This is a genomic window from Caballeronia sp. KNU42, assembly GCF_053760385.1.
In genome coordinates this window covers 1,469,918-1,492,774 of sequence record NZ_CM132389.1, presented here as the reverse complement: position 1 = coordinate 1,492,774, position 22,857 = coordinate 1,469,918, and the positions used below count along the sequence as shown (strand labels likewise).

Sequence of the window (22,857 nt, the reverse complement as noted above, 5' to 3'; positions counted from 1 at the left end):
AATGAGTGGCTCTCGTTCATTGCGAAATGGCTTCCGGTACGTCTCGCGGCACGGCGGCGGTGTAGTCGGGAAGCGACGGGGCGAGATCGAGAGGTGCATCGGGATCGCTTGAAACCCGGTCAAGCAAGTCACGCCATGAAGCGAACCAGCGCTCCACCGTGGACCGCAGGAATAGCGACGATGCGTAGACCCATTCGACTTCGAAACCGCCATCGACTGGCTCCACGAACAGCGCCATGTCGAATTTCGATTGGGTTGTCTGCGCTCGCAGCAGTTCGATCGCAAGTCCCGGCACGCTTGTGTTCTTTCGCGGCAAGTCGCGCAGTACGAACAACATTTGCAGCAGCGGATTCGCATCGCGCCGGCGCGAAACAGCAAGCGCATCGACAATCCGGTCGAATGGCAACGCCCGATGTTCAAGCGCTTCCCAGGCGGAATGCTTCGCGGTATCGAGCCATGCGTTGAAGTTCGCCGTGTTCGAGATATCGGCGCTGATGCGCGAGCGGACCGGCAACACGTTGATGAAAAATCCAATCAACCCTTCGAGCTCGGTGCGGTCGCGCCCTGCTACGTCGGTGCCGATCAGAAGGTCGGGCTGGCCCGTCAGCTTGTGCAGGAACAACTGGAAACTCGCGAGCAGCACCGCGAACGGCGTCATGCCGTTCGCGCTCGCGAGCGTCATGACTCGTGCGCCGGTCTCGCGAGACAAAGTCAGGCGCACCGTGCCGCCATCGTGAGAAGCGATTGGCGGACGCGGCCGGTCAGCGGGCAAGGCCAGGAAATGAGGAGCATTCCCCAGATACGTACGCCAGAAGTCCTGTTCGATGTGCAATCTCGGCGGCGCCAGTTGCTCACGCTGCCACGCCGCGTAGTCGGCGTACTGAACCGGCAAGCGCGGCAACACGGTCGTTGTGAGGTAGCGCCTCGCACGATATTGCGCGCACAACTCATCGATAAGGATATGCACCGACGCACCATCCGCCACGATGTGATGCAGCACGAGAATCAGCACGTGATGCGATATATCGAACTTCAAGAGCAGCGCGCGCATCAGCGGCGGGACAGCAAGATCGAATGGACGGTTCGCTGCATCGGCTAGATAGCGAGCGACGGTGTGCTTGCGCTGCGCGTCGGGTAAGGCGCCGCAGTCGACGAGGGGCATTGGCACATCAAGGTGGTCCGCGATCGTCAGGACAGGATCGCCGTCACGCTCGTCGAACGACGAACGCAGCACTTCATGGCGTTCGACCAATGCGGACAGGCTCGCGTGCAGCAGGCTCGCATCGAGTTCACCGCGCAGGTCCAGCCCCGCGGCCATGTTGTACGACGCGAGGTTGCCGCCCGCCAACTGGTCCACGACCCAGATGCGCTGCTGCGTAAGCGATAGCGGCATCTCCCGCTGCCGCTCGACAATACGGATCGTAGACGTCTCGTTACCTGCTTCGGCTGCACTACAGGACAGATCATCGATCAATACACCGAGCGCCTGCAGCGTTGGTGCAGTGAACACAGCGCGCAGCGGCAACTCGATTGACCACGCGGCCCGCACGCGCGACAACATCCGCATAGCGCTGAGCGAATGACCGCCGAGCGCGAAGAAATTGTCGTCGCGAAGGATGCTGTTTCCATGGGGCTTTTCAGCCAGTCCCAGCAAGTCGGCCCAGATAGCTGCGAGGGTGATTTCGGTCGCACCTTGCGGCACACGACCGACGCTCCCGCCGGTTCTTGTCGCCGTGCGCGCCAGTTCGCCCAGCGCCTGCCGGTCCAGCTTGCCGTTGCGGTTGAGCGGCAACGCGTCAAGCACGCGCAAACTGGACGGCACCATGTAGTCCGGCAGGACGGCTGCTAGTTGCTTCTTTAGCAAAGCCGTATCGAGGTCGCATCCAGGCCTCGCTGTTGCGAAACCGGCCAGGCGCCCTGCAGCCGAGACGATCACTGCTGCATCGAGCACGCTATCGAGCGCACGCAGCCGCGCTGCGATCTCGCCCGGCTCGACACGGTAGCCGCGGATCTTGACCTGATCGTCGATACGACCCAGATATTCGATCGCACCGCCGGTCAACCTGCGTGCCCGGTCGCCGCTGCGATACAACCGTCCGCCTGCCACGAAGGGATCAGGAACGAAGCGCTCCGCCGTCATTCCCGGCCGTCCCAGATAACCTCGTGCGACGCCCGCGCCGCCCAGATACAGTTCGCCGATTTCGCCTGCATCGACGGGGTTCATGTGTGCATCGAGCACCCATGTGGACATATTGGCTAACGGCAAGCCGAGGGGCAACGTGGCTGCGCTTGCATCAGCATGCGCCGCGTCTTGCGTCAGGATTCCGACGGTTGTTTCGGTCGGGCCATAGTGATTGATCACGCGGCACGATGGCTTGAGCGAACGGATCTTTTCGAGCAACGGCCACGCTGTTGCCTCACCGCCTAAGACCAACGTATGAGCGGGCAAGACATCCGCGGCATTCTGCGCCTGCAGTAATGCACTCAGATGTCCCGGAACAATCTTCAGTACGTTTATGCTGTTTTCATTCATGTACCGCGCGAAGCGGTCGGCATCCAGCGACGTATCGCGGTCGATCAGGTGCAGCGTGCCGCCTGACACGAGTGCGCCGAACAATACGGTATGACCGAGATCGGCAGCCACCGTCGACACCATCGCGAACGTCGAACGCGGTGGTAACGCGAGACGGTCAAGCACCGCTTCCACGTAATTGCTCATTGCGGCGTGAGGGACTACTACGCCCTTCGGCGTGCCGCTAGAGCCCGATGTGTAAATCACGTAGGCCGCTTCGCGCGAGTCGACAGTCGGTAGCTCGCGGGATAACGCGTGCGCGTGTTCTTGCGCCTGGTCGATCGTCGTTTGCCGCTGCGGACCATCAAGCGCGAGTCCGGTCTGTTCCTTCTCCCACAGCACAAATCGCGCGCCGCAACCGCGCAAGGTCTGTTCAAGTCTTTGCGGCGGATTCGCCGCGTCGAGCGGAACATAGGCGCCCCCTGCTTTCAACACACCCAGCATCGCAACGACAAACGCCGCCGAGCGGTCCGCGACAATCGCAACGGCTTGCCCGGCCCGAAGTCCGTGATCGAGCAACCAGCATGCGATCCGCTGCGCGCGCTGATCGAGTTCGCGATAGTTCAGACGCTTCTCTCCATCGATCAGCGCCGGCATGTCCGGTTGGGCTCGCGCATGGTGCGCGACGCGGACATGGACCGGCTCGCCAGAGGGGTTTGTTTTGCTTCCTTGGCTCGCGACTGCTACACGCGCCCGCTCTTCAGGATCGAGCAGATCAAGGGCTGCGAGCGCCGAGTCCGCAGCAGGATCATCAGAGAGCAACGCCACGGCGAACGCTTCAACTACCCGTCGATATTGCGCGGCCATTCGCTCGACGCTCCGTGCGTCGAACAGATCGCTCGCGTAGGTCAGGTAAGCACGCATTCCACCTTCCCGCGATTCGCGCAGATCGAGTGCGAGCGGAACCTTCACGTGCGCTTCTTCGATGTCATAACGCGATGCAGTGAGACCGGGCAGACGCTCGAGCGCCGGATAGTCATCGGCGAGATAGTTGAACGTTGTCTCGAAGAGCGGCAGGCCTTGCGCGTCGCGCGCCGGGTTCAGGCGCTCGACCAGCACATCGAAAGGCAGTGCCTGATGCACCTGCCCCTCGATCGCCGCGCGACGAAGCACCGCCAGCAGCCCCGATACGCTCAGCGATGCAGTACAGACGCTACGCAGCACGATGGTGTTCGTGAAAAAGCCGACAACACCGTGCGTTTCAGGCCGTTGGCGATTCGCTACCGGCACGCCGGTGCGGATATCGGCTTGCCCTGTCACGCGATACAACCACGCGTGATAAGCCGCGAGCAGCACGATGAACGGCGTGGCGCCATGCCGGCGCGCTGCATCGCGGACCCGGCCGGCGAGGTTTGCGGGAAGTGTGAACTGCATACGCGCGGCAGCGCGGCTTCCGTTCACGGCGGCGGGCGAACGATCGAATGGCAAGGCCAACGCAGGTGCTTCGCCGCCCAGTTCGTTGCGCCAGTAGTCGAGCTGGCGCTGCGCTTCGCTACCATCGAGCCAACGGTGCTGCCACGCAGCGTAATCGGCATAACCAACCAGCGGCGCGGCAATCGCGGCCGCCGTTCCCGTGACAGCGGCACGGTAGTGCGCGGCAAATTCATCGACGATGATCTGCATCGACCATCCGTCGGTGGCAATGTGATGCAGCGCCAGCAGCAACAAGTGTTCATTGTCGGCGTAACGTACGAGGCCCACGCGCAACACGGGTCCTTGCGCAAGATCGAAGGGCTCGGCGGCAAAACGTTGCGCGAGCTTGCCCAGGGTGTCTTCGATGAACGCTTCATCAAGCAGATCGACGCGCATCCAGTCGAGTGGTGTTGCCGGATGAATTTGCGGCACATAGACATGCACCGAGCCCGGCGCCTCGACAAAGCTCGTACGCAGCGCGGCGTGACGTTCGACGAGGATGTCGAAGCTGCGGCGCAACGCGTCGATGTCGAGCTGGCCACGCAAGCGTATGCCGGCAGCGACGTGATAAGCGCGGCTCTGCGGATCGAGCTGCCACGCGAACAGTTGCCTCTGCTGCGCGTGCGATACAACGAGCTCGTCGCTACGTTCCAACGGGATGGTATCGACGGACTCGCACTCGGGCTTTTCAAGTAGCTGAGACAGCGATTGAGCCATGGCCGCGAGTGTCGGAAACTCGAAGACCTGCCCGATCTCGAACGGCCGGCGCCAATGTTGGCTGATGCGCGCCGCCAGGCGTGCGGCCGTGAGCGAGCTTCCGCCTGACGCGAAAAAATGTGCGTCCCGTGTCACGATCTCCAGGTCGAGCACTTCGCTCCATAGTGCCGCGAGTTCTTTTTCAAGGCCGTTAAGCGGAGCCTGCTGCGGCGTCTCGCCAGAGGCTGCGCCCCATAGGAAGTGACCACGCTCCCATAGCGCATACGCATCAAGCGTGCGATCCAGCCAGCCTTGCCGCGTCGCCGCGCGCTGCAACTTCCCGCTCGATGTCTTCGGCAACGCCGCAGGATTAAGCAACACGACCACTACAGGAACGTCGCCACACGCGTCGAACACGCAGCGGTTCAACTGGGCCACGATGTCAGCCGCCGTGAAGCGCTTTTTCATCATCGGGGCGATTTCGAGTGCAAGCGCAGGACCTTCGGCGCCATCCATATCGGCAGCAAACGCGATAACGCGGCCCTTCCGCACGAACTCGCAGCGCGCTTCAACAGCCTGCTCGATATCTTGCGGATACAGGTTCTTACCCCGCACGATGATCAAATCCTTGCAGCGGCCGGCGATATAGAGTTGCCCGTCATGGATGAAACCCAGGTCGCCGGTTCGCAGCCAATGTGTCGCGCCATCTGCACGAAACGTCGACGCGCTGGCATCGGCACGTTGCCAATAACCGTGCGCGACGCTTGGGCCCCTCACATGGATTTCTCCAATCTGCCCGCCGGCGAGCGTCTGTCCATTCTCAGGATCGACGATCTCGATCACATGTCCCGGTTGCGGCGAGCCACAAGCGACCAGTATCGTTCCCGGCTCGTTCTCCGGCGCGACGGCCACGCGAGCCGCAGACAAAGCATCGCTCTCGAACCTCGCCGATATCAATCCCGCGCCCCGCCGGCCGCCCGTCACGAAGAGCGTTGCTTCGGCAAGGCCGTAACATGCGTATAGCGCGGCGGCGTCGAAGCCGGCGGGAGCAAAGCGCGCAACAAACGCATCGAGCGTATCGCGTCGCACGGGTTCCGAGCCCGAGAACGCGAGCCTCCAGCTCGACAGGTCGAGTTCCGCGACCGCGCTGTCGCGCAGGCGTTCGGCACACAATCGATACGCGAAATCAGGTGCGCCGGAAATCGTACCCCGATGCCGCGCGATAGCCTGAAGCCAGCGCAGCGGACGCTCCAGAAAGTATTGCGGTGACATCAGCACGAGAGGAATGCCGCTGAAGACCGGCTGCAACAAACTGCCGATCAAACCCATGTCGTGATAGAGCGGCAGCCAGCTCACGAACACGTCGTCGCTCTGCACGCCGAGGCCCGCCTTGATCGCGATTTCGTTGGCGATCAGATTGCCGTGGCTGACCATCACGCCTTTCGGCGTTCCCGTGGAACCCGACGTGTATTGCAGGAACGCGATATCGGATGGTTGTACGTCATGCAGCGTGTACGCATGGGAAACAGCCGGAGCAGTGGTCGCGCACAACGTGTCCACCGCGATGATCTCGGCGTCAGGCGCCAGTTCGCCATACTGGTCCGCAAAGCGCTCTTGCAACGCGGAGGTGGTCAGCACGTAACGCACGCCCGCGTCCTGCGCAATCCCCCGTAGGCGCGCCAGATGCTGCTCGCGCTTCGATTCCGGCGGATAGACCGGGACGGCGACGACCCCCGCATACAGGCAGCCAAAAAACGCGCTCACGTAGTCGATCCCGCTGTCCATCAGAAGCAACGCGCGCTCACCCGCCGCCCCTTGCTTACCGAAGTGCGCGGCCACGCACACCGCCCGGCGATCGAGCTCGGCGTAGTCGTACTGCGTTTCACCCGCGGCGTCGATTGTAATCAAGGCAAGCGCGCGGGGACGTTCAAGCGCCAGCGACCGCAGGCGCATCGCCATGCTCGCCTCATCGTGCACACTCAAGCTCATGACAGTTCCTCCGGCCGACGGTCATGATCGTGGTCGCCTGAAGCGCCGGAGGCCAGCGCGCGAGCGAGGTCATCGAAGAGATCGCTGTGCCGCACGATATGTGTGTGATCCGCATCGATCTCGCTGACCACCGACACCCAGCCCGTCGAATGCGCCGACCACATGGCCGTCGCTTCGTGTGCGGGGCGATAAGGCCTGTGCCGTGCCCACCACAATTTCAAGTCAACCGGCAACGGCGCGCGCTTCGTGTAGCGGACGATATGACCCAGGTGCCGCTGGAACAACATCACTTTGCTGAGCAGTGCGCGAGTACCGGCATCGGACAATTCGCCTTGCATCGATGGCCATTTCTTACCGGCATCGTCCAGCACTTTCTGCAACTCGTGATCGGTTGCGCGATACGTGCGCATTTGCTCGTGGGTCACCGGCGCTGCATCGCTGGTCTCTCGATTGTCTTCGGCCTTCAGCACATGCGCATCGATCAAGCCGACAAACGGCACTTCACCGCCGTCGCGCGACAACTCACGCGCCACCTCGGTCGCGATCACGCCGCCCACAGACCAACCGATCAACCGGTACGGCCCGACCGGTTGCACCGTGCGAATACGCGCGGCGTAGTCGGCGGCAAGCTCCGACAAATCACCGGGCCACCAGTCTTCCGTATAGAACGGCGCCTGTACGCCATAGACATTCGCAACCCCATCGAGGGCTTCGGCAAGCGGCCGGTAGTCCGCGACCAGCCCCGAAGCTGGATGAATGGCGAAGACGTTCGGCGCGTCCGTGCGCTCGCTCATCGATACAACATTTGCTGCGGGCTCGACACTAGCATCGCGTGCGCCAAGATAGGCCGCGAGCGTGCGAACCGTCGCATGCTGGAACAACGCTTCGAGGGTCAAGCTCGCCAAGCCGGCCTGAGCGCCCTTGGCGAGCACCTTCAACGCGAGCAACGAATGTCCGCCGGCTTCGAAGAAGTTATCGGTGACGCCAAGGTGATCATGTCCAAGCACTTCCTGCCAGATGCCAAGCAACTGCGTCTCAAGTGGCGTACGCGGAGCAGTCCTTTCAGCGCTTGTCTGGTTGACGGGTTCTGGCAGCGCGGCACGATCGAGCTTGCCGTTCTGCATGAGCGGCAAACGCTCAAGCCGCACCAGCGCCGACGGCACCATGTAGCCCGGCAGTCGGCTTTCCAGAACACCGACTATGCCTGCTTCGTCGAATTGCTCACGATCTACCACCACGTAGCCGACGATCCGCTTCGCGTCGCCTTCATCGCGCAACGCGGCCACCGCTGCCTGCACACCAGGCGCTTCGCGCAACACCGCTTCGATCTCGCCCAGTTCAATGCGGAAACCGCGCAGCTTCACCTGGCTGTCCAGCCGCCCGAGGAAGTCGATGCTGCCATCGGCGCGCCGTCGGCAAAGATCGCCGCTGCGATACAAACGTGCCCCCGCCATACGCGGGTCCGGCGCGAAGCGTTCGGCCGTCAAACCGGGTCGATCCAGATAACCGCGTGCCAGCGTCAAGCCTCCTATGCACAACTCGCCCAGCGCCCCGACCGGCGCCTCGTTACCATGCCGGTCCATCACATAGACACTTCGCGACCCGTACGGCTCGCCGATCGATACGATCGCCTGCGCCGTATCCGCCGCGCGCGTCTCGCGATACATGCACGCCACCGTCGTCTCCGTCGGGCCGTACAAGTTGTCGAGCCTGATACGGGCGAGCGGCCCGTTGCGCCACTGCGCAAGTGCATCGCCGGGAAGGCCCTCGCCGCCGACGGTGATTTGCCGCAACGAAGCGAGGTCTTCCAAAGGCGGCGGCGTGCGCAGCCATTGCTGCCAGTACGCGGTTGGAATCCGTGCGAACGTGACGCCGCCGTCCTTCAAGTGGCGGCTGGTCGCCTGGATGTCCCATAGCTGCGGGCCACGCATCTCGACCTGACCGCCCTGCATCAGCGCGGGCAGCATTTCGTGCAGCGCCACGTCGAAGTTGATCGTCGACGATTGCAACTGGACGTCGGCTGCATCGATCCCATATGTGCCGATGAAATCGTCGAGATGGCGGCTCAGCGCAACATGACTGATCGCCACGCCTTTGGGCCGCCCCGTAGAGCCCGATGTGTAGATGACATAGGCCAGTTGCTCGGAATGAATGGAGACATCGAGCGGATCGCCGGGCGATGTATCGAGCGTGTTTATATCGATGACCTCGCGGCCTTCGAAGAGCGTCCCGCAGCTTTCGAGCGTGTCAGCATCGGCAAGTACGCACGATAGTTGCGCGTCATCCATCATGCTGCGCAAACGCTCTGCCGGATAAGCCGGATCGAGCGGTACAAAAGCCGCGCCCGAGCGAAGCACGCCGACAACCGCCGCGACCAGCCCCACCGAGCGCGTCAGGCACAGTCCCACGCGCGTCTCCGAACCCATCCCTCGCGCATGCATCGCTCGTGCAATGCGGTTCGACCATAGGTCGAGTTCACCGTAGGACAGGCGCGCACCTGCGCAATGCACCGCGGGCGCCTGAGGCTGGCGCCGTGCCCGCCCAGCGATGCGTTCGCCGGCCGGCACGAACGCGTGATTGCTGAGCGCAGGTTCGCTCTCTTCAGCATCGAGCACGAGTTCAGCCAGATACGCATGGTCCTTCGTCGCGATCTGCTCCAGCAGCGAGACGTAGTGGCGCAGCATGCGTTCGACAGTCTCAGCGTCGAAAACATCGCGGGCATAGTTCAACGAAACCGTGATCCCGTCATGCCGTTCACGAACCGACAGCACAAGATCAAAACGCGCCGTACCGGTCGATGTTTCAATCGGCGAGACCCGCAGGCCCGGCAAGCTGAGCCCTTCGCCCTCCGTGCCATGGTCGTAGTTGAACATGACGCTGAAGAGCGGTGTCTGCGTCAGGCTTCGGCCAGGATTGAGCGCATCGACAACGCGGGCGAACGGTACCTCCTGATGCGCCTGCGCTTCGAGCACGCGGTCTCGGACGTGGCGCAGCAGCGTGTCGACGGTATCGAGCCCAGTCATCTCCGTGCGAATCACCAGCGTGTTCACGAAGAAGCCCACCAGTGACTGCGTCTCGAGACGGTCTCGTCCTGCAACGGGCACGCCCACGCGGATATCGGCTTGTCCGCTATAGCGCGCAAGCAGGACATCGAAGGCCGCCAGCAACACCGTGAACGGCGTCGCCTCATGCCGTCGGGACAGCGCTCGCACTGCGTCAATGACAGGCGCTTCGAGCCTGACATCGACCCGCGCCCCCGCCTGATTGCGCGACGCCGGCGGCGAGCGGTCGAACGGCAACTCAAGCACCGTCAGTTCGCCACCAAGCCGCTCGCGCCAAAACGCTAGCTCGGTATCGGCGCGTGCTTGCCGTTGCGCATCGTTTTGCCAGAGCGCGTAGTCGGCGTACTGGACCGGCAACGGTGCAAGTTGATGCGCTCGGCCCTGGCGGATCGCCGTATAAAGACGCGAGAACTCGTCGAGGATGATCCGGTTCGACCATGCATCCGAGATGATGTGATGCGTCACGAAATGAAGCACGTGTTCGCAGTCGCCAAGCCGGATCAGCGTGACACGAAACAGCGGCCCTTCTTCCAGGGCAAAAGGCGCGCGCGAGATCGCATGCACGGTGTCGGCCACGCGCCTGGCGCGGCTTTCCTGCGGGACGTCTTCAAGATCGAGCACCGACCAAACCGGCTCGACCACACCGACTTGCTGCGTCGCCACACCATCGACTTCAACGAAACGCGTGCGCAGGCTTTCGTGACGCGTGACGAGGGCCGAGACCGCTTTGCGCAGTATGTCGCGCTCAAGCGCGCCTTCCAGTTTCACCGCGCCCGCAATGTTGTACGCCGGACTCTGCGGACTGAGGCGCGAGAAAAACCACAACCGTTCCTGTGCCGGTGACAACGGTATATTTAGCATTCCTCCTGGTCTTGTGGAGATCCCCCCGTGCACCGTGACCAGCGTGTCCCTCTCTATCGCACGCGCCAGATCCGCCAGCACCGGGTAGGCGAACAACTTCTGCACCGGCAACTCAACGCGCCACGCTTCACGCAGCGCGGCTACCGCGCGCAATGCCAACAACGACTGCCCACCCATGTCGAAGAAGTTATCGTGACGGCCGATACGCTCTACGCGCAGCACGTTCTGCCAGACGCCAGCGAGCACGGCTTCTATATCACCCCTCGGCGCTTCCCAGATTCTCTCCGTCTGAGCAGGCGGCGGCAGCGCGCGGCGGTCGACCTTGCCATTCGTGTTCAGCGGCAGGTTGTCCAGAATCACGACAAGACCCGGCACCATGTACTCCGGCAACACCATGGTCAGCTTCTCTCTCAGCTGGCCGGCGAGCGCGGCTGCATCGACTGTCTGCGCGGCCAGGCGCGAAACATAAGCCACCAGTCGACCCTCGTGCGCCACGACCACCGCTTCGCGCACCTCCGGCTGCGCCAGCAATTGCGCCTCGACTTCGCCCAGTTCAATACGAAAGCCCCGGATCTTCACCTGATGGTCGATACGCCCCAGATACTCAAGGCGGCCGTCGCCCCGCCACTTGACGAGATCGCCAGTCCGATACAAGCGCGCGCCATTACCGTCGAACGGGTCCGCCACGAATCGCTCCGATGTCAGTCCGCCCTGCCCGATATACCCACGCGCCAGTCCCACTCCGCCGAGATACAACTCGCCCGGCACGTTGGGCGGTACGAGCGCCATGCTCGAATCGAGGACGTAAAGCCGGGTGCCCGCAATCGGACTGCCCAGAACCGGCGTAGCGTCCTGCACGCGCCCGGCCGTCGACCAGATCGTCGTCTCGGTCGGTCCGTACATGTTCCACAGTTCGACGCCCTGTTCGTTCAGGTCGCGCGCCAGATCCGGCTGCAATGCCTCGCCTCCGCACAATCCTTTGAAGCGCACGAGCGGCGCCTGCGGCCAGCCGCCTGCCCGCAGCAAGCGCCAGCCGGCAGGGGTCGACTGCAACACCGTCGCCTTCGCGTCCTGCACCAGTCGTGCAAGCGCCGCTCCGTCCCGAGCCACCTCTCGCGTAGCCAGGACAATCCGCGCACCGGCGACAAGCGGCAGGTACAACTCGAGCGCGGCAATATCGAACGAAAGCGAGGTCACCGCGACCAGCACGTCGTCCGCAGCCAGGCCGGGCTTTGCCTGCATGCTGTGAATGAAGTGGCTGAGTGCGTGGTGATGAACCATCACGCCCTTGGGCTGTCCGGTGGAACCGGACGTATAGATGACATAGGCCAGGTTGTGTCCGTGCGCATCCACGTGCGGCTTGTACGACGGTTCATCGTCAAGATTGAGCGCGTCGAGTGCCAGCGTCGGCAGGGTCTGACTGCTCGCGCCGAAGCGCTGCGTCACGGCTCTTTGCGTCAGCAACAAGCGCACGCCGCTATGGGCCACCATGTACGTCAGACGATCCGCCGGATACTGCGGGTCAAGCGGCACGTAGGCGCCGCCCGCCTTCAATACGGCCAGCAAGCCGACCACCATCTCGACGGAACGCTCCAACCCGATACCGACCTTCACCTCAGGCCGCACACCCAGCCGCACCAGTTTGTGCGCCAGCCGATTCGCGCGTTCGTCGAGTTCGCGGTAGTTGAGCGTCTGGTTCCCGAACACCAGCGCAGTCGCATCCGGGGTCGTCATCGCCTGACGTTCGAACAAGTGGTGCACCGGCACTGCATGCGCAAACGTCTGGTCGTTGCGGCCCCACGCGAGGAGTTGCTGCTGCTCGCGATCTCCCAGCAGCGGCACTGCGCGCGTGTCCGGCTGACTTGCGATGGTCTCCAGCACCGCTACGTAACTGTCGAGCAGCCGGGTAGCCGTCGCCGGGTCGAAGAGATCAGTCGCGTAGCTCAGTGCGACCCTGAGCCCGTCGTCATTAACCGATACATCCAGCGACAGGTCGAACTGCACCGTTCCCGTGCCGCCCGCGAGCGTACTCACTTCGATACCCGGCAGTTCAACTTGCGAGCGCGGCTCTGCGCTGTAATTGAACATCGCCTGGAACAGCGGCGTGTGGCTGATGCTGCGTTGTGGCTGCAGCAGTTCAACCAGCTTTGCAAACGGCACGCCGGCATGAGACTGTGCGCCCGCCATCCGGTCCCTCACCTCGGCCAGCAATGCGCTGAACGGTTCAGTACGGCGCGACGCCATGCGGATAACCAGCGTGTTGACGAAGAAGCCTATTAACGGCTCTGTCTCCAATCGGTCGCGGCCGGCTACCGGGATACCCACACGAACGTCGTCCTGTGCGCTGTAACCTTGCAGCAGCGTCCCAAAGGCCGCAAGCAGGGTCATGAAACGCGTGGCGCCATGCTCGCGGGAGCGTTGTTCGAGTGCATCGGTCAACTCAGCACCGAGCGATCTGCTAACGACCGCACCCGCACTGCTGCGCGCCCCATGACATACCCGGTCGACAGGCAACGCCAGCAACGGTTGTTCGCCGCCGAGTTCGCGCTGCCAGTACGTGTAGCTGGTTTCGAGCGCGGCTTCGTTCCGTGGGCTGCGCTGCCATAACGCATAGTCCCCGTACTGGATCGGCATCGGCGTCAGATCGGCCGCTTCGTTGCAGCTCGCCGCGCGATACAGTTGCGAGAACTCACGCAGCAAGATGACTTGCGACCACGCATCCGATACCACGTGCGGCATCGCAAAATGCAGGACGGTCTCGTCCTGCGCACGTTCCAGCAGCGTGACTCGCAGCATCGGTCCATGTTCGAGATCGAAAGGCTCATGGCCCAATTCAAGCAAGCGCGCATCGAGTTCGTCCGGATCGGATACGCTTTCCTCTTGCCAGCCATAGAGCCCATTTGAGTCATCGCGCGCCGCGTTATCGACTACTTGCCACGGCTGGCCATCCTCTTCGACAAAACGCGTACGCAAGCTTTCATGCCGCTCGAGCAAGCGATCCAGCGAAACGCGTATCGCTTTCCGGTCGAGCGCACCGCTCAGGTTGACGGCGCCGGTGATGGTGTAAGCGGCGCTTTCTGGTTCGAGCTTCCATAAGAACCACAAACGCTCCTGCTCATGCGTCAGCGGAATGCGTGCCTTTTGCTCGCGCCGCGAAATGACATCTACCGCACGCGCCTCGCTCAGCGCCAGCTCCGCCGCCAGACTTTCAAGCACGGGGTGCAGGAACAGCGTCTGCAGCGAGACATCGCGGCCGAGCTCCTGACGAATGCGCGAGGCCACCCGCATCAGCAGCAACGAGTGACCGCCGATCTCGAAGAAGTTGTCGGTCATGCTCAACCCGTCACGGCCCAGCACCGACTGCCAGATCGCGAGCAACGCCGCTTCCAGCTCCGAACGCGGCGCCATCCGCTGGCGTGCCGCTTCCACTCCCGGTTCAGGCAATGCCGCCCGATCCACCTTGCCGTTCTGCATCAGCGGCAGGTGGTCCATCCACACCAGCGCCGACGGCACCATATAACCCGGCAGACGGCTCTGCAGGATACGGCGCACAGTAGCGTCATCTGCGTCGCCGACCACGTAGCCCACGAGCCGCTTCGCATCGCCCTCGCCGCGCAACGCGGCTGCTGCCGCCTGCACGCCGGGCGCTTCGCGCAGCACCGCCTCGATCTCGCCCAGTTCGATGCGGTAACCGCGCAGTTTCACCTGGCTGTCGATCCGCCCGAGGAAGTCGATGCTGCCGTCCACACGACGGCGGCACAGATCGCCGGTCCGATAAAGCCGGCTACCTGACGGACCGCTCGGATCGGGAATAAAACGCTCGGCAGTCAGCCCTGCGCGCCCGAGATAACCGCGCGCCAGCGTATACCCGCCGATGCACAACTCGCCCAGCGCACCGGCCGGCGCCTCGTTACCATCGGCATCGCAGACGTACACCGAGCGCGACGGATAAGGACCGCCAATCGATACGATCGCCTGCACCTCGTCCTGAGCGCGGGTCTCGCGATACATGCAGGCGATGGTCGTTTCGGTCGGACCGTACAGGTTGTCGAGCCGGATAGACCCAAGGGGACCGTTGCGCCATTGCCGTAATGCATCGCCAGGCAATCCTTCACCGCCCACGGTGATCTGCCGCAGTGCGGCCAACGACGCGGCCGGCGGCGGCTCCCGCAACCATTGCTGCCAGTACGCCGTCGGGATGCGCGCGAACGTCACCTTCTCCTCGATCAGATGACAGCTCGTGGTCTCAGGGTCCCAAAGCTGCGGGCCGCGCATCTCGACCTGACCGCCGCTCAACAGTGCGGGCAAGAGCTCGTGCAGGGCGACATCGAAGTTGATCGTCGATGATTGCAGCACCTTGTCGGCCGCACCAATGCGATACGTGCCGATGAAGTCGTCCAGATGCTGGCTCAGGGTCCCATGGTTGATCGCCACGCCCTTTGGACGGCCCGTAGAACCCGAGGTGTAGATCACATAGGCGAGCTGCTCCGGATGAAGCGGCGCGGCGAACGCGGTGTCTGCTTCGGCGTCGCGTTGCAGCGGCCGGTCATCGGCCACATGAATCGGCTCGCGGCCGCGCAGCAATTCGCCCAGACGCTCAAGCCCCGTCTGGTCGACCAGCACTCGCACGATACCGGCATCGTCGAGCATCGCGGCGAGTCGTTCGAGGGGATAAGCCGGATCGAGCGGCACGAATGCGGCGCCCGATTTCAGCACGCCGAGCACACCCGCGGCCAGCGCGGTCGAACGTTCCACGCACAGGCCAATGCATTCATCGGGACGAACGCCCAGGCGGTTCAAGCGGCGTGCAATACGATTCGTCCAGCGCTCGAGTTCGCCATAAGAAAGGCGCTCGCCCTCACAATGCAACGCAGGCGCCAGCGGATGTTTCACCGCCTGCCGGCTAAACCGCGGACCGACCGGTTCGAATGCCGCGCTTGCCACGGGCCGGTCCGTCGCGCCATGCGTGCCGTTTTGGCTCAGTGCAATCTGCGCCAGCGGTTGGTCCTCTGCTGCGCTCACTTGCCCCAGGATCTCGACGTAGTGCTCAAGTATCTGCTTGACGATGGCTTCGTCGAACAGGTCCGCCAGATAGTTGAACGACAACCGCAGCTCATCGTCGCGCTCGACGGCATTCAGCACCAGGTCGAAGCGTGCTGTCGGTACGTCGTTCGCCACTTCCGACACGCGCAGTCCCGCCACGCTGATGTCCGTATGCTGCCCACGCGTGTGATTGAACATCACCCGGAACAACGGCGTCTGCCCGATGCTGCGTTCAGGTTGCAACGCCTCGACAAGTTGGGCGAACGGCAATGCATCGTGACGATGCGCTTCGAGCACGCGCTCATGAAGCTGGCCAAGCAAACTCCCGAACGATGCAACGCCGGTGAGGTCTGCCCGGATCACCAGCGTGTTGACGAAGAAGCCGATTACCCGTTCCGTTTCCAGCCGGTTGCGTCCTGCAACCGGTACGCCGATGCGCAGGTCCTTCTGACCGCTATAACGCGCGAGCAAGACCGCATAGGCCGAGAGCAGCAGCGTGAACAGGGTCGTGTGATGATCGGCCGCCGCCTGTTTGAGCGACCGGGCTTGCGCTGCGTCCAGCGTGACGCTGACGCGCGCACCGCGAGCGTTGCGCGTGGTCTGCGCGCTCGCACGGCTCTTCACGACCGGCAGTTCGAGCACGGGCTGCGTCCCGCCCAGTTGCTTCACCCAATAAGCAAGGTGCGGGTCGTTCTCGTTATCGCCCGACCATTCCTTCTGCCACGCGGCGTAGTCGCCGTACTGCACAGGCAACGGCTCGGCTATTAGAGCCGCTGCGTTGCATAGCTGTTCGTAGGCCGCGACGAACTCATCGAGCAACAGCTTGACCGACGCGTGGTCGGAGATGATGTGATGCATGGACACATGCAGCACGTGCGACCCGCTCGCGTCGTGCAGCAGCGCGACGCGCAGGAGCGGCCCGCGCGTGAGGTCGAACGGTTGCAGCGAGAGTGCTTGCAAGCGTCCTTCGAGCGGACTCGCACCTGCTGAATCGATATCAGTCCAGCCGTAGGCAGCTTCGCCCACGACCTGCCACGCCTGCCCATCGGTTTCCACAAAACGCGTGCGCAATGCTTCATGCCGTTGCACGACGTGAGCGAGCGCCGCGCGCAGCTTGTCGATCTGCAGCGTACCTTCAAGCCTCAGCGCGCCCGACAGGTTGTAGCTCACATCATCCGGATCGAGTTGCCACAGGAACCACAACCGCTCCTGCGCGGGCGATAACGGAAAACGCGCTGAACGTCCCCCGAGCGCAACGATGGGCAACTGCTCGCCCGACATACCGCGTTCACGCAGACGCATACGAAATGCCGCGCGTTTTTCCGGCGGCAAACTCGCGTATGTTTGCGCGACGGCATGCAGGCCGCCTGCCGCGGGCTTTGCGTCTTGCGGAGCAGGTACGGCAACCGCCTCAGGCACGACAGCCGGCGGCATGTTCTTGCGAGCCTGCCGCTTCAGGAATGGACAGGCATCCTGCGCGGCAACGTTATGGTCGTCGAGGAAATACTGCTTCCACTCGAGATTGCCGGCATCGCCGTAAAAGCCCAGGTCGGGATGCGCCGGCGTTTCGTCCCAGGTCTCCAGGCGCTTGCGAACCTGGTTGCGAGCCTCGCGGCCGATGACCTTGTTCGTGATCGTATCGACAAACACGCTGCGCGGCTGGAACAACAGCACCATGCCCGGGCCGAGATTGCGGCTGTGACGCAGCTTGAACGAGGGACACGCGCAGACCACGAACATCTGCACGCCGGCAAACGAAAATTCCCATTCTTCATGCGACGGCTCGGGTTGCTGGTCCGCAGCCGGATCGGGGTCGACATCATGAAGGTGCTGGAGCGTCTTCCAGAATAGTTCGTGATACTCATCGTGTGAAAGTGGATCCACGTCAGGCTCGAAGAACACTGCGATATTGTTCTTTCGATACTGCGGCAGCGAAGCGAGTTCCGCGAACGTCTGCATGGTCGCGGGCAGGTCGCGGATGTCCTTGGCCTTCCCGCTGACGAACGAGTAGAACATCTCGCCGCGCCGTTCCGCCGTCGTACCAAAGAAGCACGGATAGGCCGGATGCATCACCTGCTCGCGCAAGGTCTCATAGGCTCTGTCCAGCCACTCGGGCAGATCGACCTCGGCGCCGATCAGGCGGCCCGCGATGATTCGGCTCTTCCAGTCGCTCGCATCGAACTCGGGCGTGCTGCCGGATGAGCCCAACGAACCCTGACCATCAATCGATTTCGCCGGCTTGGCGGGATTTTGCTGCGTCGTTTCTTCGTTTGTCAGCATCTTCATTCCTGTCGTTCGTCGCCCAATTTCGCACCCGGCTTCGCCCTGACGCGCGTATGCCACGCTTATGCCGCGCGCAGTGCGACACAATCGGCGGGCGAGCCGATACCGGCCCTGTCATGGGCGCTTGTCATATCCGTGTCTTGTGTGGGGAGAACCGGCGCCTTCGAGCGAGGCGCCTGGACAGCGAAGTGCAGCGCACTCCGCTTGATGCTAGTCGGTGCGGCTAGTGTGCCGCCGGCGCCTTCACGTCCAGCTCGGCGACCAGCGCCTGCACCCAGTCATCAGGAATGATCGGCTGGTGGTACGTGCACTCATCCGACACCACCGTCGAGCCATGCAGGCGGCCGTCGGGTATCAGGACCATGTCGCCTTCATGCATCTTGAGTTGCATGCCGACGTTGCCCCAGAACAGCATGTCGCCTTCCTGAATCGTGACCAGCCGATGGTCGTTATGGACATGCGTCGTCGAACACATTTCATGCGGCTCGATGAACGTCTCGCGGTCAATGTCAGGGCACTCGGCATCAATCCGCTTGCTGATGCGGCGCGCGAACTCGCAGTATTGAGGGATCGCACCTAGCCATTGCAATTGCTCGCCGAGATCCCAACGGCCGCGCTCCGCCAGGCGTTCGCCCGCTGCCGCACCCGATACGCATTGCTCGAACGCGGCACGCCCAAAGCGGTCTGCCATGGTTTGCAGCGCGGTTGCGAAACGGCCGGCCAATGCGGCCTTGCGCGCTTCGGCTTCGCCGGGTCGCCGGCCCGCGGGCTGCAGCCAGGCGCATGCACGCTCGAGTGCGAGACCGAAAGCCAGCCACTCCGCTTCGGCCGCAAACGCCGCGCCGGTCAGCGCGAATGCGCGATCCGGACGCCGGGCGAGCGCATACAGCAGATTGGTTTTGGCCATGCTTGTCGGCAAATAGAACTGCCAGTACGCGTGCTGCTGGCGTGTCACGCCGCAAGTCGCGGCTATGCGTTGCAACAAGGTGTCGTCGGGAAGGTCACCTTCTAATGTTGGCCACGCGTCCTGCGGCAATGCATCGAAATAACCGTTCGCTGCCGCTCGTGCCACCGCACGCCGCTTCGACGGCGCGAGCGCCCAGCGCTGGACCATGATGAAACGCAGCCCTTCTTCCAGATAGTCGTTGCGCATCAGGCGCGCAAACGTTGCATCCCAGAAGGTGCTTTCATCGTCGATGATGCGTGCAAGCCGCGCACTCGCAGCCGCCACGCTTTCTCCCGCCGTTGACGCACTGCCCAGATAGGAGAACGCATAAGCTTCGAGGAATGGGGCCAGTTGTGCACCCAGCGTCCTGACGTCGTCACGATAAAACTCCGTGAAGCGTTGCCAGTCCGCGGCTTCGCCGCCGTGCGGCATGCGTGCGACGTCCAGCTCGTAGATCGACAGCAGCGTGCGGTTCGACGCCAGCGACGGAAGGCGGCTGACATTGCCCGCGCGCACCGGCTTCATGAACTTGAGGAATTCGAAATCTTCCGGGCGCAACGGCCGGCGATGGTAGTCGTCGTCGAGCAGCAATTCATCGACAGTGGCGCTGCGAAACGGATGCGCGGCCGCGAACTGCCTGATCAGCGCCACGAACTCTTCGCTTCGTCCGGCAAAGGGTTCGAAGTCGAACAGTGCAGGATAAGAAAACGTCATGAATGAATGCCCCTTGGACCGGACGCGCCGGCGGAATCAGTGGATGCAGTGCGAGAAACTGCGCTTGAGGCGCACAAGTGCGCGACGCTCGCCTGACGAAGCGGATTCGCGGAGGCTGCATGCGGTAACGTTGCCGCCAGCGATGCCACGATCGCGTCGATCAATTCGGCCCGCGCTGTATCGATGAAAAAATGGCCGCCGTCGAACACGCGCTGAGTGAAGCGCCCCGACGTCTCGTGTGTCCATGCCGACAGGTTTTCTGGTTGTTCGGACAACGTATCGTCCCGGCCGACGAGCGCCATCAATGGGCAAGTGAGCGGCGCACGCAACGCGTTGCTGGGGCGAACGTACGTCGCGCACAGATGGAAGTCCGCGCGAAGCACGGGCAGCGCAAGATCGAGGAATCCACGATCGTCGAGCAGTTCTTCGGGCGTTGCGCCGAGACGCCGCAATTCATCGACCATTGCCTCGTCGGTGCAATCCAGCCAGGTCGCGTCGAGCGTCCGGCAGGACGGCGCCGCGCACGCCGCCGCACCGAACCATACGGGCATGAGGCCATGAGTGCGGTACAACCAGTGCGCCAGTTCGAGGCCGGCCAGCGCGCCCATGCTGTAACCGAAGATCGCGAAAGGTCCGTCGATCGCCCGCAAGGCTTCGCGTCCCAGGGCGTCCGCCACATCGGGCCAGCACTGCAGCGCAGGCTGCGCGCGTTTCGCGCCGTGGCCCGGAAGGTCGAGGGCGCGAAGGCGTATCCACGATGGCAGCAACGCACCCCACTCCCGATACACGGCCGCACTTGCTCCGGCGAACGGCAGACAGATCAGCGTGACGTTCATCCGCAACCTGTCTCAGGCCGCTTTGGCGCCGGCATCGGCCGCCATTGCCTGACGCAGGCTGAGCGGACGCATGTCGGTCCACACCGCGTCGATGTATGCAAGGCAGTCGTCCTTCTTGCCGGTCTTGCCCACAGCAGTCCAACCTGCGGGCAGCGCCTTGTAGTCCGGCCAGATTGAATACTGTTCCTCGTGGTTCATCACAACGTTGTAGGTCGTGTTTTCGTCGCCCCAGCTCATGGAATCTCCTTAACGCGAATGAGAATGACTATTATTACAGTTTTGATCATCCGATGTAAAGATCGTTTGTCATCCTGTTTGTCACCCGGTCTGGCGGCGTGGCGGCAGCAGGGGTCAGCGCCGCAAAGCTTCAACAATTGTTAACAGCACTTAACAGGACCGAAGCATAAGCATCTGCCATGACAAAATCACGTTATTGAGAATCATTTGCAATACGGCCAATTTTTCGCGATCATGGATCCCTTGAGAAAGCCCGGACCTTGCTATGGAAACGATGAACCCCGGCGTCGGCGCCGACGCCCTGAACATGCTGATGACACGCCAGTCGCACTGGCCGCTAGCCGAACCCGCGCCCGATGATTCCCAGCTTCAGCAGATTTTCGATGCCGCCCTGCGCGCCCCCGATCACGGCGCGTTGCGGCCGTGGCGCTTTGTGCTGATTCGCGGCGACGCGCGGCTGAAACTCGGCGAGCTGCTCGTCGATCTCGCTTGCGCTCGAGCTCCGGGAGAGCCGCGTTCGGCGCATGAACATCGCGGCCGACGTGCGTTGGCGGCGCCTGTTGTGATCGCGCTCGTGGTGTCGCTGACACGCGAGACGAAGGTGCCTGAAGTCGAGCAGTTGCTGTGCGTTGGGGCCGCAGCCATGAACATGCTCAACGCTATTCATGCGCTCGGTTTTGGGGGCTTCTGGGCGACCGGAGCGGATAGCTATGAGCAGCAAATGCATCGCGCGCTTGGGCTCACCGAGCGCGATCGTTTGCTCGGATTCTTGTTTGTCGGCACGCCAGCCGATGGCGTGCGCGCGGTGGAACGTCCCTCCAGCGACCGCTACGTGACTGAATGGCTCGAAGCCTGCGCCTGAGTGGCGGCAGACAGAAGGGGTGCGAAAGGAACGGCGGCATCGACGCCATTTTGATTCGTGCTCCTATCCCTCATCGGCTTGAGAGGAACGCCTGGTGGTTCGACGGATCGCTCCGGCGTTCTCGCGTGCGGACTTTCGGCGCATGCCCTCTCGCTCTGAAACGGTATTTACCATGCCCACCGGTTTATTGACTGAGCGCTCATTGACGCAGACATCGCGGCGGGATTTTATCGATGATCTCGATACGCCGATCCAGCCGCAGTTCGTGCCGCTTCGCATGAACGAAACGCTTTCGCTCAGTCCATGCACACCAGCCCCCGGTGAGATCTTTGTGTTCCGGTTTCGCAGTCAATGGCAACGCGTGAGTGCGCAGGATTCAGCGCAGTGGCTAACGCAGGACGAAACCCGGCGCGCGGCTTTGTTGCCCAGTCCTGCGCTGCGATATAGGTTTATATCGAGCCGCGCGGTGTTGCGGTTGGCTGTTGCCCGGATGCTTGGATGCCAGCCAGATGCGGTTGAATTGCGTGATGACTCCAAGGGGCGGATGTTCGTGCAAGACGCCAGTGGGGAGGTCGTTTTATGCGCCGATATAGCCTATGCCGGTGTCTGGATCATGCTTGGTATCAGTGCTGGTTATTTGGGCTTGGGGACGGCGTTGCCTTTGTACAAGATGGCGTCTGGTGAGGTTGCGTCGATGTCGAGCGGGGTTTTAGCGACGTCGGATGGTTTGCTCTTTAGCAAGCAGCGGGCGCGAGATAATAGTTTGGTTAGCGCCGCTGGGCATCGCAATGCTATCGATCATTTAAACGGCGCGATTGGGGGAGCCGCTCCGGCTTCGGTTGGAGTTTCTGAGGCGGCGCCTTGGTATGTCTTTGATTTGCCCATGCCCGGGCAACTCTGCGCGTCGGTATGCAGCGCTGTGCCGCTAAGCACTATCTTTGCTTTTGGGTGGAGTAAGCGGAATGAGGGTTGATTTTGGGTCGCTCTGGGAGACGGGGTTGGTGGTCGGAGTCGATGCCGGGTTGCTGCTTTCAGCGCTAGTGGTCTACTTAGGTAGCCTAATTTCTTTAGCACTATTAGCCACTGCGCGTGGCGGCGCGTCATTTCTTTGTCCAAAGCGACAAAGAAACGAAGCAAAGAAAACGCTTTCAAAACGCGGGCTCATAAGTTGACCCAGCGTGCAGTTTCCACGTTTTTGGCACCCCAAAAGCACGGTGCTCGCAAGAGCGACGGATGTGTGAAACCCTCCTTCTCCGAACACCGATACCCACACGCTTCGCCACCAGTGACTGAACCTGCCAAAGGTACACCCCGCGCTATCCGCGGACAACCATCCACCGAAT

The 22,857-nt window shown here is 62.6% G+C and carries 7 protein-coding genes; 2 read left to right on the top strand and 5 right to left on the bottom strand.

Annotation, left to right across the window (positions count from 1 at the left end):
* Nucleotides 1-16: 16 nt before the first annotated feature.
* The 5 genes from ACSOSP_RS25855 to ACSOSP_RS25835 all read right to left on the bottom strand — a co-directional run bounded on the left by ACSOSP_RS25855 (nt 17) and on the right by ACSOSP_RS25835 (nt 20,652).
* Nucleotides 17-6,670 carry an amino acid adenylation domain-containing protein gene (locus ACSOSP_RS25855; protein ID WP_455311202.1) on the bottom strand — a complete coding sequence of 2,218 codons (6,654 nt, stop codon included), beginning with the start codon at nt 6,668-6,670 and terminating at the stop codon, nt 17-19.
* Nucleotides 6,667-17,922, bottom strand: coding sequence for an amino acid adenylation domain-containing protein (locus ACSOSP_RS25850; RefSeq protein WP_455311200.1), 11,256 nt, complete (start codon nt 17,920-17,922; stop codon nt 6,667-6,669). Before ACSOSP_RS25850 ends, ACSOSP_RS25855 begins: the two co-directional genes overlap by 4 nt.
* A 220-nt stretch (nt 17,923-18,142) precedes the next feature.
* The gene (locus ACSOSP_RS25845; protein ID WP_455311198.1) at nt 18,143-19,579 is read right to left on the bottom strand and encodes a peptide synthetase; all 1,437 of its coding nucleotides are present in this window, start codon (nt 19,577-19,579) and stop codon (nt 18,143-18,145) included.
* Nucleotides 19,576-20,415, bottom strand: a complete 840-nt coding sequence (locus ACSOSP_RS25840) for a thioesterase II family protein (RefSeq protein WP_455311196.1) — start codon at nt 20,413-20,415, stop codon at nt 19,576-19,578. The genes ACSOSP_RS25845 and ACSOSP_RS25840 overlap by 4 nt, the downstream gene beginning before the upstream one ends.
* Nucleotides 20,416-20,427: 12 nt before the next feature.
* Entirely contained in the window at nt 20,428-20,652 is a 225-nt protein-coding gene (locus ACSOSP_RS25835) for an MbtH family protein (RefSeq protein WP_031357774.1), read from the bottom strand.
* Between the two features lie 265 nt (nt 20,653-20,917).
* Between ACSOSP_RS25835 and ACSOSP_RS25830 the strand changes: the two genes are divergently transcribed.
* Nucleotides 20,918-21,514: a nitroreductase family protein gene (locus ACSOSP_RS25830; RefSeq protein ID WP_455311194.1), complete on the top strand. Its 597-nt coding sequence runs from the start codon at nt 20,918-20,920 to the stop codon at nt 21,512-21,514.
* Nucleotides 21,515-21,686: 172 nt separating this feature from the next.
* The gene (locus tag ACSOSP_RS25825) at nt 21,687-22,487 is read left to right on the top strand and encodes a hypothetical protein (RefSeq protein WP_455311192.1); all 801 of its coding nucleotides are present in this window, start codon (nt 21,687-21,689) and stop codon (nt 22,485-22,487) included.
* Nucleotides 22,488-22,857: the final 370 nt, after the last annotated feature.

What these genes read in the sequence shown, in the direction of transcription:
- ACSOSP_RS25855 (WP_455311202.1), bottom strand. Translation starts at nt 6,670, where the DNA reads ATGAGCTTGAGTGTGCACGATGAGGCGAGCATGGCGATGCGCCTGCGG.
- ACSOSP_RS25850 (WP_455311200.1), bottom strand. Translation starts at nt 17,922, where the DNA reads ATGAAGATGCTGACAAACGAAGAAACGACGCAGCAAAATCCCGCCAAG.
- ACSOSP_RS25845 (WP_455311198.1), bottom strand. Translation starts at nt 19,579, where the DNA reads ATGACGTTTTCTTATCCTGCACTGTTCGACTTCGAACCCTTTGCCGGA.
- ACSOSP_RS25840 (WP_455311196.1), bottom strand. Translation starts at nt 20,415, where the DNA reads ATGAACGTCACGCTGATCTGTCTGCCGTTCGCCGGAGCAAGTGCGGCC.
- ACSOSP_RS25835 (WP_031357774.1), bottom strand. Translation starts at nt 20,652, where the DNA reads ATGAGCTGGGGCGACGAAAACACGACCTACAACGTTGTGATGAACCAC.
- ACSOSP_RS25830 (WP_455311194.1), top strand. Translation starts at nt 20,918, where the DNA reads ATGGAAACGATGAACCCCGGCGTCGGCGCCGACGCCCTGAACATGCTG.
- ACSOSP_RS25825 (WP_455311192.1), top strand. Translation starts at nt 21,687, where the DNA reads ATGCCCACCGGTTTATTGACTGAGCGCTCATTGACGCAGACATCGCGG.